Genomic DNA, 23903 nt, shown 5'->3' with positions numbered 1-23903 from the left:
GCTCCTGAAAGAACATCAGTTAAGAAAGCGCCTTGGCTTTTTGTTTGGTCGTCATCATTTCTGATTCCTTCAAAATATCCTCCAAAATCACTTCAGAGGAGTGTGCCAAATGAAGACTCTTAATGTTCTTCTTCATTCGCTGTAAGGTATCCTCATCTGAAAGAAGGGAGGTGACAGCCTCGAGAATTTCTTCATGCCGATTCACGACAATGGCAGCCCCGCGGTCCTCAAAGAAAATTGCATTTTCTTTTTCTTGTCCAGGAACTGGTTTGTACAGAATAACAGGAACACCGATAGCAGTTGCTTCTGTCAACGTAATGCCGCCTGGTTTTGTAATCATGCAATCTGTGACCCGAAAGAGCTCGTCAATTCGCTCAACATAGCCGAGAACCTTTAATTTATCGCCGTTTTCTGCTTCAAGTACGCTCAGAGATTCTTTTAAATCCGTATTTTTTCCGCATACGACAACCACTTGCACCTGATCATCCATGACAAGGTTTTCGCATAGCTCTTTTACGTTCTTTAATACACCGTGTGCGCCAGCCATGATGAGCAGCACTTTTTTGTCAGGCGAAAGATCGTATTTTTTATAAATCGGCTCAACCGGCAGAGATTCTTCAAATTGAGGCCTGATCGGGATACCCGTAATCTTTACGTTGCTGGGATGTGTGCCGATCTCAATCAGTTTTTCCTTCACATAATCTGTCGCTACATAATATTTATCCACATTTTCGTGAACCCAAATTTTATGAAGGCAAAAATCAGTCATGACGTTGAAGGTAGGTATAACCCTACCTGTTCTCCGTCTGTATTCGGGTACGACGATCATCGGAAATGTATTAATAATGATATCGGGCTGATGTTCTTCCACAAGTTCGCCCAATCGTTTATTTCCCATTTTAAAGTAAATATTGAATTTGCGTTTATTATAGATTTTGTCAACTCCGTAATAAAACAAACGATAAAACTGTTTTCCGATTGAGAAGCTTTTTAAATAAAGGTACTGAGTTACCTCTGAAACAATCGGATTTGACTCTTGGTACAAATTAGAAACTGTTACATGCTGAAAGCCGAGACGTACACATTGTTCATAAAGCGTTTTGGCTACCTGTACATGTCCATTTCCGTAATTTGCAGTCAAAATTAATACTCTTTTATTGGTATTCAAGTAAATTCACCTCAATGTAATCAACAACAAGCAAGCTTCATGCATCGTAAGGAGTTATTGTCTATACATAAACATAACACAAATACATAATTGAATTATTAATGCAGTGAAAAAATTAAGCTAATTTTAAAAGATTCGGATTCCATTATTTTAAATTTTTGTTATACGCATACTGAATCAGATGTATTTTATCATATTTTTTGCTCAGCGTATCACTTAAAAAAGAAAAATTAGTCCCATTCATAAGGAGTTTCTTGGTAAACATAATAATTAAGCCAGTTCATAAACAATAATGTCGCATGTGCTTTCCAGCGATTGACAGGCTCTTTGCTGTCTTCTGCGAAATAATGTTTCGGCGCCTCGACAGTCGAAAGATTTCGTTCCAGATCTCTTTCATACTCTTGAAGAAGCGTATTTGTATCATATTCAGGGTGTCCTGTTAAAAAGACTTGTTTTTCGTCTTTTGACACAATTAAGCAAACCCCTGCTTCCTTTGATGCAGTAAGAATGTTTAACTCGGGCACTGCTTGCAGTTGTTCCATATTTATATCTGTATGCCGGGAATGCGGCACGTAGTATAGCTCGTCAAAACCTCTTACCAATCTTTCGTGCTTGGAAAGAACAGTATGTTCAAACACACCAAAGATTTTTTTTGGCATTTCAATTTTTTCCACGCCGTAATGATAGTACAAACCTGCCTGAGCACCCCAGCAAATATGCAAGGTTGACGTGACATTCGTTTTGCTCCATTCCATAATCTCCTTGAGCTCTTCCCAATAAGAAACATCTTCAAACGCCAAATGCTCAATCGGCGCACCGGTGATGATCATGCCGTCAAATTTCTTATGACGGATATTGGAGAATGTCGTGTAAAACTCATCAAGGTGTTCCCTTGCTGTATTTTTCGGTGTATGTGTGCTTGGAATTAAAAATGTAAAATGGACCTGTAAAGGCGAATTCCCAAGCAGTCTGAGTAGCTGAGTTTCCGTTTGAATTTTTTTCGGCATTAAATTTAAAATAATGATTTTCTGCGGCCGGATATCCTGATGGAATGCTCTGCTTTCATCCATTACAAAGATATGTTCACTCTCAAGCACCTGTTTTGCCGGCAGGTGTGTAGGTATATTAATAGGCAACGTGCCACCTCCATCATTTCCCCGTTAATTTTCTTCATTATAGGAATTTTCTCGCCAATTTTCAATCTATCTAAAAGGGTTTGGAGGGGAACAGCAGAAAACACTACATAATAAACGCAAACATATGACTTTTGGTTTCACTGTAATGAGTTTTTTCAGGTGTCATGTGATACATACAATAATAGTTTCCTCTTATTGGAAGATGTTTCTATTCATAATCAAATGATCCTAAGAGGGAAGGACATCCGTTGAGCACGATGTCTATACAAATGAACAGCTGGCCAATTCATAAAACTATATGTATATAAGCTTCCGTTTTGTTTTGAAACAGGAAAAAAGGTAAAATAATCACAGCACTCAGGTCCAGTAGGAGGGAATTTCAATGTCTATATATAATATGAGGGTACGGACCATTACAGGTAAAGACATGACACTTCAGCCATTTGCCGGAAAGGTGTTGATCATTGTAAATACAGCCAGTAAATGCGGCTTTACACCTCAATTTAAGCAGCTTCAGGAGCTGTATGATACATACCAGCCGGAGGGCCTGGAGATTTTAGGGTTCCCCTGCAATCAATTTATGAATCAGGAGCCTGACGATGAGGAAGGCATACAGGAATTTTGCAAAACAAATTACGGTGTTACGTTTCCCATGTTTTCAAAAGTGGAGGTGAACGGAAAAAACGCCCACCCGCTTTTTGTGTATTTGACAGAACATGCGAAAGGCATGCTCGGAACAAAGGCAATCAAATGGAATTTCACTAAATTTGTAGTGGACAGAAACGGAAAAATAGCCGGCCGCTATTCGCCAAACACAAATCCGAAAGAGCTGGAAGACGTTATTGCGAAGTTATTAGGACATTAAAGAGGGTGTTTTGGTGCAGGATCGAAAACGGATGCAGACAGAGCAAATCAGGACATGGGTCAAATCTGTTCTGAACGGGGAAAGCTCGGGTCATGACTGGCTTCATGTATCAAGAGTTGCAAAGCTTGCTTTATATATTGGGAAAAAGGAAAATGCGGATTTGTTCATCGTTGAAGCGGCAGCCTTGGTTCATGATTTGATTGATGTGAAGGTGCCTGACGCAACCAGGCTTTCAGTCAGCGAGGTGTATGAACGGCTTGTTTCTTTAGGAGCCGGAAAAGAAGAGGCTGAAAGAATTATTCACATTATTACAAGAATGTCCTTTCGGGACAGGGAAAAGTACGGAAAAGAACCGCTTTCACTTGAGGGGAAAATTGTACAGGATGCTGACAGGCTGGATGCGGTCGGGGCAGTAGGGATAGCAAGAGCGTTTATGTTTGCTGGAGCAAAGGGACATCGCCTTTATGGAAATGATAAGAGTGCCTATGCCCACTTTTTCGGCAAGCTGCTGCTCCTCAAAGATATGATGAATACAGATACCGCAAGAGTAATCGCTGACGAGAGGCATAAATTTATGCTTCATTTCGTCAGTCAATTAGAAAAAGAAATTCCCGGAATTGATATTGAAACATCGTAATAGAAGGCGCGGGGCGACTATGTTAGAATAAGTCACAGATAGGCTATAGGAGGACAATCATGAAGATAAAATCAATTGAACCGACGCCAAGCCCGAACACAATGAAGGTCATCTTAACGGAAGAGCTTCCGGCGGGCAAAAGCAATAATTATAAACCGGATCAGGCAGAAGGCGCCCCGCCTGTTGTCGTGGAAATCCTAAATATTGAAGGAGTTAAAGGGGTATATCATGTTGCCGACTTTCTTGCGGTTGAACGGAACGCCAGATATGACTGGAAAGACATTTTACCGCAAGTCCGGACGGCATTTGGAATGGAAAGCGCTGAGAGTGCAGAAAACCGCTCGGAACAAGAGTCATTTGGAGAGGTGAAAGTTTTTGTACAGATGTTCAGCGGAATTCCTATGCAAGTCAAATTAACAGATGGCGAGCGTGAAGAACGCTTCGGGCTTCCTGACCGTTTTCAGCAGGCGATCTTAAAACTCAGAGCTGAAGCGTCAAATGTTGTATTTGAACGAGCCTGGAAAGAACAAGGCGTCAGATTCGGCGATTTTACTGAAATCGGCCATGACGTGACAGAAGAGCTTCAGGCCGCATACAGTGATGAAAGGCTGAAACGGCTGACGGATGCAGCGGCTCAAGGGAAAGGCGAAACGAAACAAACGGTACAACGCAAAGCCTATAAAGTCACGCTCGACATGCTGGATGATGAGGATTGGAAACAGCGTTACGCACACTTGGAGCAGATGGATCCAAAAGAAGAGGACATCCCCGTTTTGCAAAAAGCATTGGATGATCCAAAGGTATCCATTAGAAGGCAGGCTGTTGTGTATTTAGGAATGATTGAATCACCTGATGTTCTTCCTCTATTGTATAAGGCGCTTGAGGATAAGTCTGTATCGGTGAGAAGGACGGCTGGAGACTGCCTGTCTGATATCGGCGACCCCCAAGCCATCCCTGCGATGATAAAATCGTTAAGCGACTCAAGCAAGCTAGTCCGGTGGCGCGCCGCTATGTTCCTTTACGAAGTCGGTGATGAAAGCGCAATTGAAGCTTTGCGGGCTGCTGAAGATGATCCAGAATTTGAAGTGAGCCTTCAAGTGAAAATGGCGCTGGAACGAATTGAACATGGTGAAGAGGCAAAAGGTTCAGTCTGGAAGCAAATGACAGAAAGCAGAAGAAAAGGCGAATAAAAAAGAAGGAAAGGTGCAGATCATGCACCTTTTTAATTTGAATTCACTTTTTATAAAAATTATTTCGAATATTGTTGAAAAATTGTTGAAAACTATATATAGTAAGTAACAATATTAAATAGTTGGAGGGTTCACATCGACAGAAAGCTATATAAATATAAAAACATGAATCAACAACCGAGGATAGGGCGGCCTGACATCATGCAATTTAGCAAAAACAGCCCACAAATAAACTGAAAATTGTTAAAATAATATTCAATTTAACAATTGAGACTATTTAGGAGGATCACCATGGCAGAATTACGCAGTAACATGATCACACAAGGAATCGATAGAGCACCGCACCGCAGTTTGCTTCGTGCAGCAGGTGTAAAAGAAGAGGATTTTGGCAAACCGTTTATTGCGGTTTGTAACTCATATATTGATATCGTTCCCGGTCATGTTCACTTGCAGGAGTTTGGGAAAATCGTAAAAGAAGCAATCAGAGAAGCCGGAGGCGTACCGTTTGAATTTAATACAATTGGTGTAGATGACGGAATTGCGATGGGGCATATCGGAATGCGATATTCGCTCCCAAGCCGAGAGATCATCGCTGACTCAGTGGAAACTGTCGTATCAGCGCACTGGTTTGACGGAATGGTCTGTATTCCGAACTGTGATAAAATCACGCCGGGAATGCTTATGGCGGCTGTGCGCATCAACATTCCGACCATTTTTGTCAGCGGGGGACCAATGGCTGCAGGAAGAACAAGCGACGGGCGCAAAATTTCTCTATCTTCAGTATTTGAGGGAGTCGGTGCTTATCAAGCCGGAAAAATCGGGGAAAGCGAACTTCAAGAATTAGAACAGTTCGGCTGCCCGACATGTGGATCTTGCTCCGGAATGTTTACAGCAAACTCAATGAACTGTCTGTCAGAAGCACTTGGATTGGCTTTGCCTGGTAATGGAACCATTCTCGCGACATCCCCGGATCGAAAAGAGTTTGTCAGAAAATCAGCTAAGCAATTAATGGAAACCATTCGCAAAGACATCAAACCGAGAGATATCGTCACGGTAAAAGCGATTGACAATGCGTTTGCGCTTGACATGGCGCTCGGCGGTTCAACAAATACTGTACTTCATACGCTTGCCCTGGCAAATGAAGCTGGCGTTGAATACTCTTTGGAACGCATCAATGAAGTTGCAGAGCGCGTGCCGCATTTGTCCAAGCTGGCACCTGCATCTGATGTATTTATTGAAGATCTTCATGAAGCGGGCGGTGTGTCTGCAGCATTGAATGAGCTTTCCAAAAAAGAAGGAGCACTTCATTTAGACGCGCTGACAGTTACAGGTCAAACACTCGGAGAAACCGTTGCCGGTCATGAAGTGAAGGATTATAACGTCATTCATCCATTAGATCAGCCATTCACTGAAAAGGGAGGCCTTGCCGTATTATTCGGAAATTTGGCTCCGGACGGCGCTATCATCAAAACTGGCGGCGTACAGAACGGTATTACGAGACATGAAGGGCCAGCTGTCGTATTCGACTCTCAGGATGAGGCGCTAGACGGCATTATCAACCGGAAAGTAAAAGAAGGCGATGTCGTCATCATTCGTTACGAAGGGCCAAAGGGCGGGCCGGGTATGCCTGAAATGCTTGCACCTACATCACAGATTGTCGGAATGGGGCTTGGTCCGAAAGTAGCGTTGATTACAGACGGACGTTTTTCCGGGGCATCCCGAGGCCTTTCAATCGGACACGTATCACCAGAGGCAGCAGAAGGCGGACCGCTTGCCTTTGTTGAGAACGGCGATCATATCATCGTTGATATCGAAAAACGCATTCTGGACGTTCAAGTACCGGAAGAAGAATGGGAAAAACGGAAAGCGAATTGGAAAGGCTTTGAGCCAAAAGTGAAAACCGGCTATTTGGCCCGTTATTCTAAACTTGTGACAAGTGCCAATACGGGCGGTATCATGAAAATCTAGACATCGGGATCACATTCTCTTGTTTTAAGATGTGAACATTTGAAATCCGGCTCTCTCTATAGTATCCTTTACTTCAGATGAAGGATATTTAGAGGGGGCTTTTTTATGTCAATGGCTTATGAAGAATATATGCGCCAGCTTGTCGTTCCGATGCGCCGCGAGCTGACTGGGGCCGGTTTTGAAGAATTAACAACAGCAGAAGAAGTAGAAAATTTCATGGGGAAAGCAGAGGGCACAACTCTCGTAGTCGTTAACTCTGTTTGCGGCTGTGCGGCAGGTCTTGCGCGTCCTGCGGCAACGCAGGCAGTCCTGCAGAACGACAAAACACCTGACAATACGGTGACAGTATTTGCGGGCCAGGATAAAGAAGCCACTGCAAAAATGCGTGAGTATTTAACAGGCCAGGAGCCTTCTTCACCGTCAATGGCTCTTTTGAAAGGCAAAGAAGTCGTGCATTTTATTCCGCGCCATGAGATTGAAGGGCACGAAATGGAAGAAATCATGAAAAACTTGACTGATGCCTTTGATGCACACTGCTAAATGCCCGTTTACCGGGCATTTTCTTTTGGAGTATAGATCATGATTACAACAAGCTATAGACCGTCAGACCACACGATAAAGATCGCAAAAATGCTTTCGAAAGAGCTGGATATACAATATTGCAGCCGAAATAAACAAACGGTTGAAAATATGCTGAAGGCAGCTGAGCGTGATTTGCTCGTGGTTGGAAAAGAGCGGTTCGAACTTTATACAAAACAAGGCGGTAAATTCTTTTTCCATCCGAATACAGCGATGTTCAGAGCTAAACGGTTGATTCGCGGCGAGCAAGAGCCAATGCTTCGGGCAGCTGGCTTAACGGCCGGAGATTCTTTTTTGGATTGCACGCTCGGGCTGGCTTCCGACGCCATTATCGCAAGTATGGCGGTTGGCGAAACCGGTTCGGTGATCGGGCTGGAAAAAAACAAGCTTATGTCCGTTCTGGTGAATACGGGACTCCATTCGTGGGAAACCGGTATAGAACAGCTTCAAGCTGCCATGAGAAGAATACAAGTGAATCATGCGGATTGCTTTGACTATCTAAAGCAGCTGCCTGACAAATCAGTAGATGTCATTTATTTTGATCCGATGTTTCATGAGCCTGTAGAGTCATCTGATGGCATCGCGCCATTACGAGAGCTGGCTGAGGATTCTGCATTGGCGGATGGCTGCATCAAAGAAGCGGTACGGGCAGCCAGAAAAAGCGTCGTACTCAAAGACCATTGGAAAAGCCCGCGCTTTGAACAATTTGGTTTTAACGTGTTGAAAAGAAAAACAGCGCTTTTTCACTACGGTGTTATTCAAATCGCAAGCGAAACAAGCCCGTGAAGAACCTCACGGGCTTGTTTCTAATCGGTGACTTCCATGACGACAAAATATAATAATGTTAAAAGTGAAACCGTTGCAAACAAAGCGTCAATCATGTGGAAGGCCTCCTTTCACATTATATTGTAAGCGTTTTTACACACGCAGCAAAGCAACAAATCTCCTAAATTGAGCTAGAGCTTCATATAGTGCATGACTTGTATGTTCGACCTATGATAAAATAAGAGAAACATGACAATAAAAGAGAGAGGAATAAGCAGTCATGAACTTGTGGATGAGAAAGACCCTTGTGGTTTTATTTACCATCGTAACGTTTGGGCTCGTATCTCCTCCGGCTGCTCTCATGGCAGACAAGCCTTCAGGACAGCCGAGCAGTCTTGAGCAGAATGATTACACCGCTTTTTATGATGAGCATGATTTGTACGATGATTATGAATCGGAAGACAGGCGAGACCCCGAATTACTTTTTCAATCGTACAAGGAACAGCTCCTTGACAGCGCTGAAAATCAGTCTTTTTTGAAATTTGGCAGCAAAATTGCTCCGGTCATTGAAGATGACTATCGGAAAGAGATTCTGCCGAAAATCGAAAATGTCATATGTGATTTCTTAGCGACATTGCAAGACGATGAAGCGTATCAAGATGTTGTGATTTCAAGCAAGCCTTCAGCGGGGAAAACGGAGAAAATCTTTCACGTTTACAATCGGTCAACCGGAGAAGACCTTCTCAGGTTCCATGTGCGCAGAGACCACCCTCCGCATGACGGCTACTGGTTTAATTTTCATTATCATACAGCAGAAGATGGATTTCAATCACACCATGAGCTTGGGAGCATTTATTGGGACCGCAACACACCTCCCAACTGGATGAGTGCCTAAAGGAGATGCCACTAGATATGAAAAAGTACACAATGAATGAAATGGTCGATATAACAAAGGATATGCTGAACAAACGGGGCGTTATGATAGAAGACATTGCGCGTATCGTTCAAAAAATTCAGGAAAAATACAATCCAAATCTCCCGCTTAGTGTATGTATGGAGAATGTAGAAAAAGTACTGAACAAGCGTGAAATTATCCATGCTGTATTAACAGGGCTGGCGCTTGATCAGCTTGCAGAGCAGAAACTTCTTCCTGAACCGCTGCAGCATCTTGTTGAAACAGATGAACCGCTCTACGGCATAGATGAAATTATCCCTCTTTCAATCGTTAATGTGTACGGCTCGATCGGCTTGACCAACTTTGGTTATTTGGATAAAGAGAAGATCGGAATTATTAAGGAGCTTGATGAAAGCCCTGACGGCATCCATACGTTTTTGGATGATATTGTCGCAGCACTTGCAGCTGCAGCAGCGAGCAGAATTGCCCATACACATCAGGATCTGCAAGATGAAGAAAAAGAACAGGACGAAAAGCCTGTTGTCAGCTAATCTATAAAAAAAATCATTTCTGGGTTCAGAAATGATTTTTTTTTGTGTTACACTACTATAAGACTACTTTTAAAGGATGAATGAAATGAAACAGTATAAAGAATTATGCCGGCATGTTTTAGATCATGGTGAAAAAAAGGGAGACCGTACAGGAACCGGAACAATCAGCACCTTCGGCTATCAAATGAGATTTAATTTGCAGGAAGGCTTCCCGATGCTGACCACAAAAAAACTTCACTTTAAATCAATTGCGCATGAGCTGCTTTGGTTTTTAAAGGGGGATACCAATGTACGCTATCTGCAGGAAAACGGAGTGCGTATTTGGAATGAGTGGGCCGATGAAAACGGCGAACTCGGACCTGTATATGGTTCACAATGGCGCTCATGGCGGGGAGCTGACGGAGAAACCATTGATCAAATTTCACGTCTTGTTGAAGATATTAAAACAAATCCGAACTCCAGACGTTTAATCGTCAGTGCCTGGAATGTTGGTGAAATCGATAAAATGGCCTTGCCTCCGTGCCACTGCCTGTTCCAATTTTATGTGTCTGACGGCAAGCTGTCCTGCCAGCTTTATCAGCGCTCAGCCGATGTTTTCCTCGGTGTGCCGTTTAATATAGCTTCTTATGCGTTGCTTACAATGATGATCGCTCATGTAACAGGGCTTGAGCCGGGCGAGTTTATTCATACATTCGGAGATGTTCATATTTATCAAAATCACATTGAACAGGTTAACTTGCAGCTGACCAGAGATGTCCGCCCGCTGCCGAAGCTTCGTTTTGCCAGAGAGGTTGATTCAATTTTCGGCTTTACGTTTGATGACTTTATCATTGAAGATTACAATCCTCATCCGCATATTAAAGGAGCGGTCAGCGTATGATTTCATTCATCTTCGCGATGGATGCCAATCGGCTTATCGGGAAGGACAATGATTTGCCGTGGCATTTGCCGAATGACCTTGCATACTTTAAAAAAGTAACCTCAGGACATTCAATCATCATGGGGCGAAAAACATATGAATCAATTGGACGACCGCTTCCAAATCGGAAAAATATTGTTGTGACATCTGCACACGATGCAGAATTTCCAGGGTGTACCGTTGTCAGTTCAATAGAGGACGTACTTCAGATTGCTTCAGATACTGAGGAATGCTTCGTGATCGGAGGCGCACAGCTTTATACGGCGCTGTTTCCTTATGCGGACAGGCTGTATATGACAAAAATTCATCACCAGTTTGATGGAGACCGCTACTTTCCTGAATTTGATGAGAGCAAATGGAAGCTTGTTTCTTCTGAGCAAGGGACGAAGGACGAAAAAAATCCGTATGACTATGAATTTTTAGTGTATGAAAAAAAGAATGCATCATCTGAAGCGGGAGGATTATAATTGATTCGCTACAGCTGCCTAGTGATTTACATTGTGTATATGCTGTTAAAAAATATAAAACAATTGTTTAATCAAAGAATGCTGGATCCGCGTCTGTCATACAAAAAACAGATGAAACTCGTTTACGAGCAGCCAAAGGCGTTTTTGGAAGGCTGTATCGGTATTTCAGGATCTGTCATCACCATCCATCAGCCAGAGCCGATACCGAGCGGTCCTGTTTTGTATGTGCATTCTCGTTTGCGATTAGCTGAACTTGCTTTAATTGCTGGGTATATTGAGAAGCCTGCCGGTTTTATCGCAAACCCCAAAGTGTTTCGCTTACCGATTATCGGACAATGGCTTGAACGGATGAATGTCATACAAGAGAGCAGTTCAGAAAAGGTATATGAAGATACTTTGACCCAATTAGAAAAAGGCCAAAGCATGATTCTTTCTTTAGATGGGTGCATCGATCCATTGGAACTTGCCGCCCGCTGCAGCCTTCCGGTTGTAATAGTGGAAACGACAGGAACAGATGAAGTGCTGAAGGGGTCGCTTTTTAAACGCTTAAAACCAGCAGATATAGAATTGTCATTTTCTAAAGCTTATATTCCGGCAAGTGAGAAGCAATTACGGGCCTAAAAAAGCGCAGTCACTGAGACTGCGCTTTTTCATTAGGATAAAAACGGCACTTTCACACAATAGAACAGCACGCAGAAAAACATCGCTGCGCTTCCGCCTAAAACAAAGCTGTGCCAAATGGCGTGATGGAAGGGAATCTTTCTCCAAATATAAAAGATCGTTCCGGCGGAATACAGCAGACCGCCAAGTAAAAGAAGGCTGAATCCAGCTCCTGTCAGTGAGGCATATAGAGGTTTAACCGCGATGATCATCAGCCATCCCATTAATAAATACATCAAGGTAGATAAAATGATAAACCGTTTTACAAAGAAAATTTTAAACACGATTCCGCAAAGGGCAAGCGACCAAACGATGATCAGCAGGGTGAAGCCGAGTGTGCCCTTTAACGGTCCAAGCAGAAAAGGGGTGTAGGTTCCGGCAATCAACACGTAAATAGCACTGTGGTCAATAATCTCCAAAATATCTTTCGTCTTTTTGTGCTGAATGCTGTGAAGCAGGGTGGAGCTCAAATAAAGCAGCAGCATGGATACACCAAATATGGTAAAGCTGACGATATCCCATGCGGACCCGTAATTAGCCGCAAATATGATCAGGAACACTAATGCTGGTATGGATAAGAACACACCGATGCCGTGGGTGATGGCGTTGGCAATCTCTTCTTTTATTGTATACACGTACATTCTCCTCGCTTTCGCTGCTACATCATTTGTTGTTGCAGCGTTTCTAAAAAATTCAGCCCTTCTAACGTAATTTTTGTGCCCGCACGTCCGCGGCTTTTTGTCACATACTCTTTTTTCTCCAAATAATCCAGACGGCTTCTGACCTGCTGCGGCGTTAGTGAGGTTTGGCTGTTTTTGCTGCGTTCAGAAATGATCCGTCTGCTTGCCGGTTCGCCTTTTTCATTTAACACTTTTATGGTTTCCAAAATAAACAGAAATTCTGCTTTTTCCATTAAAGTCAGAAGCTTCGCTTTTTTCTTCGTCGTTTTTTCATTTAGTCCGCCCCGTATATAGGGCGGAACGTCATACGGATGAATGGTTCCTCCGCTGGATACTGCCGCCATATAATCTGTTGCGTTTTTTAATTCTCTTACATTCCCTTCAAATGGATGCTGTTTAAGCAGCGGAAAGACTGAAGGCTCAATTAATAAAGGCTGCCCGGATTCTGAAAGGAAATACTGGGTCAAAAGGGGGATATCGCTTTTTCGCTCGGTCAGCACCGGCAATGTGAGCGTTAAAATATTCAGCCTGTAAAATAAGTCTTGCCTGAATGTATTTTTGGCAACCTCTGTTATCGGGATGACAGAAGCACAGATGATTCTCGGTTTTTCCCCATCAGAGTCAAGTGCTTCTAAAAGCTTAGCTTGTACAGAAACCGGCATATTCCATATGTCATTAAGAAGAAGTGTGCCTCGGGCGGCTTTTTGAAACGCACCGGAGACTCCGTCAGAGCCAAAAAGCTCGTATGCAAGTCTTTCTTCTGAATGGGTGCTGCAATTGATACTGATCAATGGTTCCCCATTTCTTGAAGAGCCTTGGTGTATGGCTTGTGCAAAATGATCCTTGCCTGTTCCGACTTTTCCTGTGATCAGGACAGGAAGCTCTGATAAGGCAAACTGCATGGCGACTCGTTTTGTTTCGAGAAAGAGTTGATGCTCTCCAATTAGATTATGAAAAGTGCAAGGTTGAGGTGCGGTAATCATTTATTGGCTCCTTTTGGTTCTAATTGGTTCCCATTATAACATGCCTTTCAGCTAAAAACATCTTTTATCCTTTAGAACTTTGTTCTTATGCCTACTGGATGCGGCGAATTTAGAATGCGATTGATTTTTTTATTTACTAAATAAAAATAATTGTCTTATTATTTGAATATTCGTGTTATAATGGCATATTAAATAGGGATTTAAAACAAGAAAGGAATCTGTACATGAAACCGTTGCTTAAAGAAAACTCTCTCATCCAAGTGAAAGACATTTTAAAGGCTCATCAAAACGTGAAGGACGTTGTGACTCACACACCGCTGCAAAGGAATGACAGACTTTCTGAGAGATACGAATGTAATATTTATTTGAAGCGAGAAGACTTGCAGGTAGTCAGATCTTTTAAACTCAGAGGGGCTTATAACAAAATGAAGCAGCTCTCTGACGAGCAGACTAAAAACGGGGTCGTGTGCGCAAGTGCCGGAAACCACGCACAAGGTGTAGCGTTTTCGTGTAAACACCTGGGCATTCATGGGAAAATTTTCATGCCTTCCACAACACCAAGACAAAAAGTGTCACAAGTGGAACTGTTCGGAAAAGGATTTATCGATATTATTTTGACAGGTGATACTTTTGATGATGCGTATAAAAATGCAGTTGAATGCTGTGAGCAGGAACACCGAACCTTTATTCATCCGTTTGATGATCCGGATGTAATGGCCGGCCAGGGAACTCTGGCAGTCGAAATTTTAAATGACATTGATACAGAACCGCATTTTCTATTTGCAAGTGTCGGGGGAGGCGGGCTTCTTGCAGGGGTCGGCACGTATATGAAAAACGTGTCTCCTGAGACAAAAGTGATCGCGGTTGAACCGGCGGGCGCTGCGTCTTATTTTGAATCTAACAAAGCTGGACATGTCGTCACGTTAGATAAAATTGATAAATTTGTGGACGGAGCGGCAGTAAAAAAAATCGGCGATGAAACCTTTCAAGCGCTAGAAACCGTAGTTGATGACATCCTTCTCGTGCCTGAAGGGAAGGTATGCACAGCCATTCTTGAATTATATAATCAATGTGCGATTGTCGCTGAACCAGCGGGTGCTCTTTCTGTTGCGGCACTGGATTTATATAAGGAAGAAATTAAAGGGAAAAACGTAGTATGTGTTGTCAGCGGCGGCAATAACGATATTGGAAGAATGCAGGAAATGAAGGAGCGGTCTATGATTTTTGAAGGACTTCAGCATTATTTTATCGTCAATTTTCCGCAAAGAGCTGGTGCACTCCGTGAATTTCTTGACGAAGTTCTTGGGCCGAATGATGACATTACACGATTTGAGTATACGAAGAAAAACAATAAGAGCAACGGACCGGCTCTTGTCGGCATTGAGCTTCAAAACAAAGCTGACTATGGACCGCTGATTGAACGGATGAATAAAAAAGCGTTTCATTATTTAGAGGTAAATAAGGATCAAGATTTATTCCATCTGCTGATTTGATTTTTTCGGCACAACCGCGCAAAATGACAGACAGCCCGGCCGGCATTGTATATAATAGAAGAAAACAATCAAAAAATGAGGATTGATAGCTTGTTACTCAAAAGCCTAGAGTTCAAACGAAGCGACGGGATTCAGGTGAAAGTGACAGAAATACCTGTGTTAAAGGAAGATGAACATTATTTCTTTATGTTGAATCAGCATTTGCAGATTTACTTAAAAGAGGTGTTTTCATCAAATAGCAGGGCAAAAGTGTATTCTTTCCGACAATATATGAAGCGCCGGATGAAATGGACTGATTATCAGGCTGTTTTTCATCAAGAGGTGTTAAAACACAACGCGTGATACGCCGTTTATTCCTGTGTGTCCCCTTTGCTATGCCGCGCGCAGGCGTACGAAGGGGCATGCAGGAATTTTTTTTGCGGGTATAGAATGAAACAAGGATGTAGGAAGGTGAGCACGGCATTTAGTAAGCGCTTTAAGCTGGAAAGGGTGAACGGCATGAAGATGATCAAAGGGTTGGCGGCAGGACTGATTTTTTTGCTTTTGTGTGCCTGCGGAGGACATCAGATTAAGGATCCGCTTAATTACCAGGTGGAGCCTTTTACTTTTAAAAACCAAGATGGCAAAAATGTTTCTTTAGACAGTTTAAAAGGAGAGGTTTGGCTCGCAGACTTTATTTTTACCAATTGTGAGACCGTATGTCCCCCGATGACAGCTCATATGACAGATCTTCAAAAGAAATTAAAGGCTGAGGATATAAATGTGCGTATTGTATCCTTCAGTGTTGATCCAGAGAATGATAACCCGGAGCAGCTGAAAAAATTTGCGGCAAATTATCCTTTATCTTTTGATAACTGGGATTTTCTAACGGGATACAGTCAAAGTGACATCGAGACGTTTGCGTTTGAGAGCTTTAAAGCGATCGTGAAGAAACCTGAAGGCCAGGACCAGGTCATTCATCAATCTTCTTTTTATTTAGTAGGCCCTAACGGTAAAGTGCTGAAAGATTACAATGGAGTAGAAAATACACCATACGATGACATCATCGCTGATGTGAAAACAGCCAGCAAACTCAAGTAATCTCGAAGACAAGGCATTTTCAAATCTCCTAAAACATGATACACTTTCCACTAGTAGAATGGGGAGGAGCAACAAGATTGAAACTGCGCATTTTTGCACTCATGGCCAGTTTGATTTTGCTTCTTACTGCGTGTACTAGCTTACGTACAGCATCTGAGGGAAAACAAAAAGCCCATGAACTGAAAACGAAAGAGCACATTGTCATTGCCGCTGTCGGAGATTCGCTTACAGAAGGTGTCGGAGATCCCGAGGGCAAGGGATATGTTGGCAAGGTGGCGGACTCTATCCGGTCAAATGAGCAAGTCAAAAAGGTAGACGTTAAAAATTATGCCGTCAAAGGGAATCGTACGGAAGATTTGTTAGAGAAACTAAAAGATAAAAACGTTCAAAAAGGCATAAAAGATGCAGATTATGTCTTTTTAACAATTGGCGGTAATGATCTGATGAAGGTCCTTCGCCAAAATTTCCTGCAATTAACTGTCGAACCGTTCCAGGAAGAGGAAAAGCCGTACGAAAAGCGTTTTAAAAAAATCATTTCAGAGATCCGGGCGCTGAATAATCACGCAGAACTGATTTATGTCAGCATGTATAATCCGTTTACGTTTACTCTATCTGAATTACAGGAAATTAACGGGGTAGTCACAGATTGGAACAACATTGCTAAAAAAGAGCTGAAAAAAGATAAACATGCAAAAATCATTAATATAGAAGACTTGTTCAATCAAAAAAGTGACAGTAAACGAATTTCTGAGGAAGATGATTTTCATCCTAATGGAACGGGTTATTCCTTAATAGCAAAACGGGTCTATCAAGCAATTGAAAAAGAAGGATTACCGAAAGAGTAGGGTGAAATCATGAATAACTGGAAACGACTGTTTTTTATATTGCTTGCAATCAATATTGTATTAGCAGTAGGGTTTGTGACGCTGCTCATGCTGCCGGGCAAGCAAGCTCAGGTAGAGGATACCTCTAAAAGCGAGTACGGATTTCAAGTGACCAGCACAAAAGAATCTTTAGCTGCTTTTGTCAACTCATATTTAAACGAGAAAGCGTCAAACAAGCTTGATTACAAAGTGGATATTGGTGACGATGTCCATGTAGCGGGGAAAATCAAAGCATTTTCCACGTCAATTGACGCGTTTATCGCATTTGAGCCGACCGTGAAAAAGAATGGCGATGTCGAGCTGAATGTAACGAAATTTTCCTTAGGGAAATTGAGTATTCCTATTAGCTTTGTGTTAAATTATATGGACAGCTTCTATGAACTTCCATCCTTTGTGCATGTTCATCCCGGCGATAAAAGCATTGAGGTCCGTCTGTCTGAAATGCCATTAACGAACGGTATGTATGTTAAAGCAAATAAAATTAATTTAGAACAAGATGAAATTGAATTTTCCTATTACCATCCTAAACAATAGAGGTGACTGAAATGAAGCGGATTTACCAGTATTTCAGTTTGTTATCATTTACGTTTTCCCTTTACTTCGGCTGGCTTGCTTATCATCATCTGGCCGCTGAAGATATGGATCAAATGTACTTGAACATTTCGTACTGCGCATTGTTTCTGAGTGTGATGGTGTTTACATTTGGCATGAAAGACCGAAAAAAAGCCGATAAATCGTGAAAAAAAGAGACATGCTGCATCGTCTCTTTTTTCATGCGGCTGGACGAAAATATAAGAGAACAAGGAGAAGAAATGAAAGCATACGATTTTACGAAGGGAAACGTACTGAGGCAGCTCATCCTATTTTCGGTGCCTATTATGCTGGGAAATGCTCTGCAGGTTTCTTTTCAATTCATAGACAGTTTATGGGTCGGCAATTTGCTGGGGGCAAAAGCGCTTGGCGCGGCCGCGGTATCAAGCACGATTGTATTAACCGTGCTGTCTTTTATTTTGGGACTTAATAATGCGACCTTAACCATTTTGTCTCAGCAAAAAGGAAAAGATGATGAGAAAGGAATGGCGTCGTACATCAATGCCTTTGTCGTTTTATTGACAGGCTTAAGCATCGGGTTCGGCGCAGCCGGTTTTTTCTTGTCAGAACCATTGCTGCGTCTTCTGCAAACGCCGGAATCCATGATTCCGCTTGCCGAGATCTATTTGCAGATTCAATTTATCGGTATACTGTTTTTGTTTGGTTATAACTTTATCAGTACGGTTCTTCGGGCGCTTGGTGACAGCAAAACACCGCTAAGGTTCATCGCTTTTGCCGTTGTGCTGAATGCTGTGCTGGCACCGCTCTTTATTTCTGTTTTCCGCATGGGGATTGCGGGAGCAGCTTATTCAACTGTTTTGTCACAGGGGATTGCGTTTCTATATGGTTTGTTTTATGTCATCAAACATCAGCTAGTTCCGTTTTCTATGCCAAGAGCTCCTAAGTGGGAAGAGACTGCATTGATTCTGAAACTCGGTATTCCCGCCGGTCTGCAGATGATGGTAATTACAGGCGGAATGATGGCGATCATGAGTGTCGTCAACTCATATGGAGAACATGTGGTCTCTGGATTTGGCGCGGTGCAGCGGCTGGACAGCATCATCACACTTCCGGCTATGGCGGCCGGTACGGCGGTCAACAGCATGGCTGGGCAGAATATCGGACTCGGAAACTATAAAAGAGTGGAATCGATTGCGAAGCTTGGTGTGATAGCTGTCTTTTCTTGCATGCTTGTCATTGCTATTATCATTTGGATATTTGGAAAATGTTTAATGAGGTTATTTATTAGTGAGCCTGACGCGGTAGCGTTTGGTGAACAATATTTGCGGTGGATTGCGTTTTTCTATCCCTTTATCGGTATTAATTTTGTGCTGAACGGAATTGTCAGAGCCGCTGGGGCCATGTTGCAGGTCTTGATTTTAAATTTAATATCTTTCTGGGTTTTGAGATATCCTTTCACGGCTCTGTTTTCAGCTTGGCTTGGACAGAAAGGGATCGGTCTCGGAATCGGTATGAGTTTCTTATTCAGCAGCTGTGTGGCGTTTTTGTACTACAGATACGGCCGCTGGAAAACGATGAAATTGTTTACTGATAGATAAGAAAGGCGCTTCGAAAAGCACATACCCTGATAGAGGGTATGTGCTTTTTTTACCGTTTTTTATCAAGTTTGCTGAAAAGCTCGATTAATGTGGCAAGTTCAGTATCAGTATAACAATCAAAGCGTTTAAAGAAATATTCAGTTTTTTTCTCATTGAAATGCTGAACGATTTTTTCACCTGCTTCAGTGATGTGGATGCGGATGATCCGCCGATCTTCCTTCGATCTGATTCTCGTGATCCATTCCTTTTCTACCAGCGCGTCAGTCACTGCTGTAATGTGGCTTGCTGATACTTCCAAAATGGGCGCAAATTCAGTCACTTTCTTAGGTCCCTGTTCACTTAAAATGCGCAAAATGGTAAATTCATTCCGCGACAGCTCTTTATCTAGAATGTCATTGATTTCATTGCGTATTTGTTTAAAAACTTTACGGAGTAAAGTTTCCATATCATACATCATTTGTGTTCTTACTTTCAAATTTGTGAACCCCCATTACATAATTGCTAATACTCAAAACCTATAGAATTTTATTGAAAAGCAGAATCATTTTCATTCTATTTTTACATGCTATAATATAATAATACCACGTATTAACAAAGGAGGCACCAGTATGTCTGAAAAAAAAGAACTCGCCACATTTGCAGGCGGCTGTTTTTGGTGTATGGTCAAACCTTTTGACGAACAGCCGGGAATCGAAAAAGTGGTGTCCGGGTATACAGGCGGCCATACTGAAAACCCTACCTATGAAGAAGTATGCAGCGAAACAACAGGGCATCGTGAAGCCGTACAAATCACGTTTGAGCCTGATGTATTCCCTTATGAAAAGCTATTAGAGCTGTTCTGGCAGCAAATAGATCCGACAGATGCAGGCGGCCAGTTCGCTGATCGCGGCAGCTCTTACCGTGCAGCGATTTTTTATCATACTGAAAAACAAAAGGAGCTTGCCGAAGCATCAAAACAGCGGCTGTCGGAAAGCGGCATTTTTAAAGATCCTATCGTGACAGACATTTTAAAGGCTGAACCATTCTATGAAGCGGAAGATTACCATCAGCATTTTTATAAAAAGAATTCAGGGCATTATCAGCGTTACCGGACAGGCTCCGGAAGAGCTGGATTTATCAGTGAGCATTGGGGGGCGAAATAAATGACGCTAAATAAAGAAGAAAGAATAAAATCATTAAACCGTATGCAATACGAGGTCACACAAAATAACGGAACGGAGCCGCCGTTTCAAAATGAGTATTGGGATCATAAGGAAGAAGGGCTTTATGTTGACATAGTGTCAGGAAAGCCTTTGTTTACTTCCAAGGATAAATTTGATTCCCATTGCGGCTGGCCAAGCTTTACTAAGCCGATTGAGGAAGAAGAAGTGGAAGAAAAACAGGATACGAGCCACGGAATGATTCGAACAGAAGTCAGAAGCCGAACAGCCGATTCCCATCTGGGACATGTATTTAATGACGGACCTGGGCCAAGCGGACTTCGTTACTGCATCAATTCTGCGGCGCTGCGGTTTATTCCTAAGGATAAGCTCAAAGAAGAGGGATATGAAAACTATCAGCACCTATTTGACAAATAAAATGCAAGCAAAAACAAGCCTGTCTAATCGATAGACAGGCTTGTTTTATGCCTTTTTTCTATATGCAGATCTTTAATAATTTGGGCAGCTCTGTCTTTTGTAATAACATCTCCCAGTACAATTGAAAGCCGCCGATCCTCCGCATACTTTTGGCTCCTTACCATACTGTTTACAGTCGTCTTTGCTGAATATAAGGTATAAGCAGCAAAAGATGTTTGACAATTTGACTTCCGATTGATCCCGCTTCGCCAGTGACTAAAACTTCTGGTTTATATTCTTATCTCTACCATGCATCATAGTTTCAACTTTTTATTCGAGTTAATGAAAGCAATCAATAAGACAAAATGCAGGAATTTTTAAGAGAAATTGTAGAGATGGGCTTAATATAAACTAAACAAACAGTGTACTAAATATTCTTATTCTCTATTTTCGCGCCTTATAAGCAGGTCCCATTTCATCTTCTCACGCCGATATAAAAAAGCGTTCTTTTGAGTCAGAAACATTACGTAAAAAAGGTTCAATTGTCTCACTATTCACTAACTTCGTATATTTTACAATAAGAAAGAAGGTTTAAATAAGGGGGCTGAAAAATGAAGTATCCAAAAACCATTCTGTTTAGTGCTGCTGCATGTTTATTGCTTAGCCTATCTGCAAATTCGGTATCGGCTCATCATGCTGGTGAATTGAATCATTTCAAAGTGACGGCAAAGGGAGAGACTGAGCCGGTTGCTTCCGGAGATGACGCTGCAGATGATCCGTCCATTTGGGTTGATGCAAAGCATCCGGAAAAAAGCAAATTGATAACGACAAACAAGAAGTCCGGGTTAGTCGTGTATGATTTGGATGGCAAACAGATCAATTCTTACGAGTTTGGCAAGCTGAATAATGTCGATCTGCGCTATGATTTTCCCCTCAACGGCAAACAGATTGACATTGTCGCTGCTTCAAACCGGACAGAAGGAAAAAATTCGATTGAAGTTTACGCCATTGATGGGGAAAAAGGTGAATTGAAAAGCATCACAGATCCGAAACATCCCATTTCCACTGATATGTCTGAGGTTTACGGTTTCAGCCTGTATCACAGCCAAAAAACAGGGGCATTTTATGCGTTGGTGTCGGGAAAACAAGGAGAGTTCGAGCAATATGAAATGGCCGACAATGGAAAGGGATATGTAACAGGGAAAAAAGTGCGGCAATTCAAATTAAATTCTCAAACTGAAGGTCTCGTCGCAGATGATGAGTACGGAAATCTCTATATAGCGGAGGAAGACACAGCAATTTGGAAATTTAATGCTGAACCATCTGGAGGATCCCAGGGCAAAGTCATTGATCGTGCTGATGGAAAGCATTTGACAGCTGATATTGAGGGACTGACCATCTATTATGCGCCGGACGGAAAAGGTTATCTCATCGCCTCAAGTCAAGGCAATAACAGCTATGCGATGTATGAAAGGCAGAGAGGCAATCGGTATATTGCCAATTTTGAAATTAAGGATGGCGAGAAAATAGACGGGACGAGTGATACTGACGGTATTGATGTTCTTGGTTTCGGGCTGGGGCCAAAATATCCGTATGGCATTTTTGTAGCGCAGGACGGAGAAAATATAGAAAATGGACAAGCTGTCAATCAGAATTTCAAAATTGTATCATGGGAACAGATTTCTCAGCATCTTGGCGGAAAACCTGACTTGAATAAACAGGTGAATCCAAGACAGCTGAAGGACAGATCTGATGATTAAAGAAGCAGCCTATATTCGGCTACTTTTTTATGTTCACGAAAAAATCGTTCATATGAAATGAACGATTTTTCAAGAAAGCGCCAGATGAATGGCTTTCAGTTTTTCGGGAAGCTCATCAAATGTATGAGCAGGAACCGTCTCTTTATAATTTAGCGCCGCAGCTTTGTCTCGTTCCTCAGGATGATTGATATAGAAAGCGGCTTTTTCCTTAAAGTCGTTTATGCTGTGATAAGAAATAAAGGATGAAAAAGGATGTGCCGCGGGGAGATCCACTAGTTGAAATGCTCCGCATGCAGCGATATCAAAGGTGCGGTTATTAAAGCTTGCATTTTTAATGCGGCTTTTATTTTTGTTGAACGTAAAATGATACGGCCGATGTGGATTGATCACGATGTCTGCCCCGTTATAATAATGAACCGCCTGTTCAGGCGGAACCCATGTGCTGACTACATCTATATGCGGCTGTTTGAGTACTTTTTTAGGCAGGTATTTTCTCCATTCCTTTCCGATGACCCGAATGGTGTACGGGAGATATGCCGCTTCTTTCACAAGCTGAACCCGATTAGGGTAAGGATAGCCGATGATAAGCAATTGTGAATGAAAGGAATGTTCGGTGTCCATTTTTTTAAACAGCCGATGATTAACAGGAATCGGAACATAATAGATATGCTGATAACCAAGCTCCTGATAACAGAGAGCAGCATTTTGATCAATTGTTAGCACCGCGTCAGCGTATTTTATCACCTGAAGACTGATATCAATATAAAATGGGTCTTCTGTCAGCCAAACATATACGGGGATACCCTTACCCTTTAACCAGGTCAGCCAGTCGTGAGGAACGTGATCTCCAACCATCATGAGTGCGAAGTCCGGCTGAAACGTTTCAATGCTTGACAGCGCTTCTGTGTCTGTTGTATTTGCAGACATGAATTCTGTCTGAGCGCGCCGAAAGCAATCTTCAGCCCAGCGGTCAAAATAACTGTATATTCCTCCATATCCCGACTGGATATATAAAACTTTCATCAGAGGTTATGAGAAGAATGTAACGCTTTCTACTTTATCTACATCAATCAATGTTGTCGCTTGACCTGGCGGAGTTACAGAGCTTTCCTGTGTGACAAATACGATGCCGTGAACTTGATCAAAAGCAACAAAGACAACCGGACCGATCATGTCACCGGAATCTGTCACAATGCTGATGGTAGTGCCAGGTGTAATTCTGGCAAAAATCCATCTTGCAGGCAGGGAAGGATCTAAAACAGATTCGGCAGTAACCGTTTCGCTTTCGTCCACTTTATTATCTATAGCGGCTTCAAGTAATTCTTTAAGGTTATTATCCACGTTTTCTCCTCCTTCTGTTGCATTTGTAAATAAAGGGCTTAAAAGGCTTTTAATAATATCCTTTTTTAACTGCGCATTTTCACTGCTCAACACACACACCTCCTATAAATTATTGAACTCACGTTTAATCATATTCTTTTGATTGGCAATTGGTATGAGTCGAATGCCGTAGCTGA

At 42.3% G+C, this 23903-nt stretch carries 28 protein-coding genes; 21 read left to right on the top strand and 7 right to left on the bottom strand.

What is annotated here, in order from left to right:
* Positions 1-19 precede the first annotated feature (19 nt).
* Both NST56_RS12260 and metA read right to left on the bottom strand, forming a co-directional pair.
* Complete coding sequence (locus tag NST56_RS12260; protein ID WP_101864408.1) at positions 20-1168, bottom strand: diglucosyl diacylglycerol synthase; 1149 nt, start codon at positions 1166-1168, stop codon at positions 20-22.
* A 230-nt stretch (positions 1169-1398) separates the two neighbouring features.
* Positions 1399-2304: a homoserine O-succinyltransferase gene (gene metA, locus NST56_RS12255; RefSeq protein WP_010334661.1), complete on the bottom strand. Its 906-nt coding sequence runs from the start codon at positions 2302-2304 to the stop codon at positions 1399-1401.
* A 382-nt stretch (positions 2305-2686) separates the two neighbouring features.
* Between metA and NST56_RS12250 the strand changes: the two genes are divergently transcribed.
* From NST56_RS12250 to NST56_RS12200, 11 genes are all read left to right on the top strand, one after another.
* The gene (locus tag NST56_RS12250) at positions 2687-3169 is read left to right on the top strand and encodes a glutathione peroxidase (protein WP_268505063.1); all 483 of its coding nucleotides are present in this window, start codon (positions 2687-2689) and stop codon (positions 3167-3169) included.
* Between the two features lie 31 nt (positions 3170-3200).
* A complete protein-coding gene (locus NST56_RS12245) occupies positions 3201-3806 on the top strand; it encodes an HD domain-containing protein (RefSeq protein WP_339182202.1) in 606 nt (201 codons plus the stop codon).
* A 59-nt stretch (positions 3807-3865) separates the two neighbouring features.
* Positions 3866-4996 carry a conserved virulence factor C family protein gene (locus NST56_RS12240; protein WP_010334657.1) on the top strand — a complete coding sequence of 377 codons (1131 nt, stop codon included), beginning with the start codon at positions 3866-3868 and terminating at the stop codon, positions 4994-4996.
* Between the two features lie 291 nt (positions 4997-5287).
* Positions 5288-6964: a dihydroxy-acid dehydratase gene (gene ilvD, locus NST56_RS12235; protein WP_168748090.1), complete on the top strand. Its 1677-nt coding sequence runs from the start codon at positions 5288-5290 to the stop codon at positions 6962-6964.
* Positions 6965-7069: 105 nt separating this feature from the next.
* Positions 7070-7504 (top strand): bacilliredoxin BrxA, encoded by a 435-nt coding sequence (brxA, locus tag NST56_RS12230; protein WP_268446019.1) that lies wholly within the window; start codon positions 7070-7072, stop codon positions 7502-7504.
* Between the two features lie 39 nt (positions 7505-7543).
* Positions 7544-8329, top strand: a complete 786-nt coding sequence (locus tag NST56_RS12225; RefSeq protein ID WP_339176902.1) for a class I SAM-dependent methyltransferase — start codon at positions 7544-7546, stop codon at positions 8327-8329.
* A gap of 259 nt (positions 8330-8588) precedes the next feature.
* Positions 8589-9203: a YpjP family protein gene (locus NST56_RS12220; protein WP_010334651.1), complete on the top strand. Its 615-nt coding sequence runs from the start codon at positions 8589-8591 to the stop codon at positions 9201-9203.
* Positions 9204-9220: 17 nt separating this feature from the next.
* Positions 9221-9754: a phosphatidylglycerophosphatase A gene (locus NST56_RS12215; protein ID WP_339176898.1), complete on the top strand. Its 534-nt coding sequence runs from the start codon at positions 9221-9223 to the stop codon at positions 9752-9754.
* Positions 9755-9839: 85 nt separating this feature from the next.
* Positions 9840-10634: a thymidylate synthase gene (locus tag NST56_RS12210; RefSeq protein WP_010334650.1), complete on the top strand. Its 795-nt coding sequence runs from the start codon at positions 9840-9842 to the stop codon at positions 10632-10634.
* The gene (gene dfrA, locus NST56_RS12205; protein WP_268505067.1) at positions 10631-11140 is read left to right on the top strand and encodes a dihydrofolate reductase DfrA; all 510 of its coding nucleotides are present in this window, start codon (positions 10631-10633) and stop codon (positions 11138-11140) included. The genes NST56_RS12210 and dfrA overlap by 4 nt, the downstream gene beginning before the upstream one ends.
* A complete protein-coding gene (locus NST56_RS12200; protein ID WP_010334647.1) occupies positions 11141-11761 on the top strand; it encodes a hypothetical protein in 621 nt (206 codons plus the stop codon).
* 32 nt (positions 11762-11793) lie between these two features.
* Here the strand turns inward: NST56_RS12200 and NST56_RS12195 are convergent, their stop codons facing one another.
* Positions 11794-12435, bottom strand: coding sequence for a hemolysin III family protein (locus NST56_RS12195; RefSeq protein ID WP_010334646.1), 642 nt, complete (start codon positions 12433-12435; stop codon positions 11794-11796).
* Positions 12436-12458: 23 nt separating this feature from the next.
* Positions 12459-13463 carry a sigma 54-interacting transcriptional regulator gene (locus tag NST56_RS12190; RefSeq protein ID WP_326332472.1) on the bottom strand — a complete coding sequence of 335 codons (1005 nt, stop codon included), beginning with the start codon at positions 13461-13463 and terminating at the stop codon, positions 12459-12461.
* Between the two features lie 224 nt (positions 13464-13687).
* On the opposite strand from NST56_RS12190, the gene ilvA reads away from it, so the two are divergent.
* The 7 genes from ilvA to NST56_RS12155 all read left to right on the top strand — a co-directional run bounded on the left by ilvA (position 13688) and on the right by NST56_RS12155 (position 19070).
* Positions 13688-14956: a threonine ammonia-lyase IlvA gene (gene ilvA, locus NST56_RS12185; protein WP_010334644.1), complete on the top strand. Its 1269-nt coding sequence runs from the start codon at positions 13688-13690 to the stop codon at positions 14954-14956.
* A gap of 90 nt (positions 14957-15046) precedes the next feature.
* Positions 15047-15298: a DUF2535 family protein gene (locus NST56_RS12180; protein WP_010334643.1), complete on the top strand. Its 252-nt coding sequence runs from the start codon at positions 15047-15049 to the stop codon at positions 15296-15298.
* 156 nt (positions 15299-15454) lie between these two features.
* Positions 15455-16036, top strand: coding sequence for an SCO family protein (locus NST56_RS12175; protein ID WP_268446092.1), 582 nt, complete (start codon positions 15455-15457; stop codon positions 16034-16036).
* A 77-nt stretch (positions 16037-16113) separates the two neighbouring features.
* Positions 16114-16881, top strand: coding sequence for an SGNH/GDSL hydrolase family protein (locus tag NST56_RS12170; protein ID WP_010334641.1), 768 nt, complete (start codon positions 16114-16116; stop codon positions 16879-16881).
* 9 nt (positions 16882-16890) lie between these two features.
* Positions 16891-17454, top strand: a complete 564-nt coding sequence (locus NST56_RS12165) for a YpmS family protein (RefSeq protein ID WP_010334640.1) — start codon at positions 16891-16893, stop codon at positions 17452-17454.
* A gap of 11 nt (positions 17455-17465) precedes the next feature.
* Positions 17466-17660, top strand: coding sequence for a protein YpmT (gene ypmT, locus NST56_RS12160; RefSeq protein ID WP_010334639.1), 195 nt, complete (start codon positions 17466-17468; stop codon positions 17658-17660).
* Positions 17661-17732: 72 nt separating this feature from the next.
* Complete coding sequence (locus NST56_RS12155) at positions 17733-19070, top strand: MATE family efflux transporter (protein ID WP_229147169.1); 1338 nt, start codon at positions 17733-17735, stop codon at positions 19068-19070.
* 49 nt (positions 19071-19119) lie between these two features.
* On the opposite strand, the gene NST56_RS12150 is transcribed toward NST56_RS12155, so the two are convergent.
* Positions 19120-19545 carry a MarR family transcriptional regulator gene (locus NST56_RS12150; protein ID WP_024121778.1) on the bottom strand — a complete coding sequence of 142 codons (426 nt, stop codon included), beginning with the start codon at positions 19543-19545 and terminating at the stop codon, positions 19120-19122.
* 133 nt (positions 19546-19678) lie between these two features.
* Between NST56_RS12150 and msrA the strand changes: the two genes are divergently transcribed.
* The 3 genes from msrA to NST56_RS12135 all read left to right on the top strand — a co-directional run bounded on the left by msrA (position 19679) and on the right by NST56_RS12135 (position 22386).
* The gene (msrA, locus tag NST56_RS12145) at positions 19679-20212 is read left to right on the top strand and encodes a peptide-methionine (S)-S-oxide reductase MsrA (RefSeq protein ID WP_339176891.1); all 534 of its coding nucleotides are present in this window, start codon (positions 19679-19681) and stop codon (positions 20210-20212) included.
* The gene (gene msrB / locus NST56_RS12140) at positions 20213-20647 is read left to right on the top strand and encodes a peptide-methionine (R)-S-oxide reductase MsrB (protein ID WP_029441326.1); all 435 of its coding nucleotides are present in this window, start codon (positions 20213-20215) and stop codon (positions 20645-20647) included.
* Between the two features lie 590 nt (positions 20648-21237).
* The gene (locus tag NST56_RS12135; RefSeq protein ID WP_339176888.1) at positions 21238-22386 is read left to right on the top strand and encodes a phytase; all 1149 of its coding nucleotides are present in this window, start codon (positions 21238-21240) and stop codon (positions 22384-22386) included.
* 69 nt (positions 22387-22455) lie between these two features.
* Here NST56_RS12135 and NST56_RS12130 read toward each other — a convergent pair whose 3' ends face one another.
* Together NST56_RS12130 and cgeA are read right to left on the bottom strand one after the other, a co-directional pair.
* Complete coding sequence (locus NST56_RS12130; RefSeq protein WP_339176886.1) at positions 22456-23409, bottom strand: DUF3880 domain-containing protein; 954 nt, start codon at positions 23407-23409, stop codon at positions 22456-22458.
* 6 nt (positions 23410-23415) lie between these two features.
* Positions 23416-23817, bottom strand: coding sequence for a spore crust protein CgeA (cgeA, locus tag NST56_RS12125; RefSeq protein ID WP_010334631.1), 402 nt, complete (start codon positions 23815-23817; stop codon positions 23416-23418).
* Positions 23818-23903 lie beyond the last annotated feature (86 nt).

It is taken from the genome of Bacillus sp. FSL R5-0560, assembly GCF_037966305.1.
Taxonomy (GTDB): Bacteria; Bacillota; Bacilli; order Bacillales; family Bacillaceae; genus Bacillus; species Bacillus mojavensis.
Note: the sequence above shows the minus strand (reverse complement) of the source record. Positions and strands in the feature narration are given on the sequence as shown.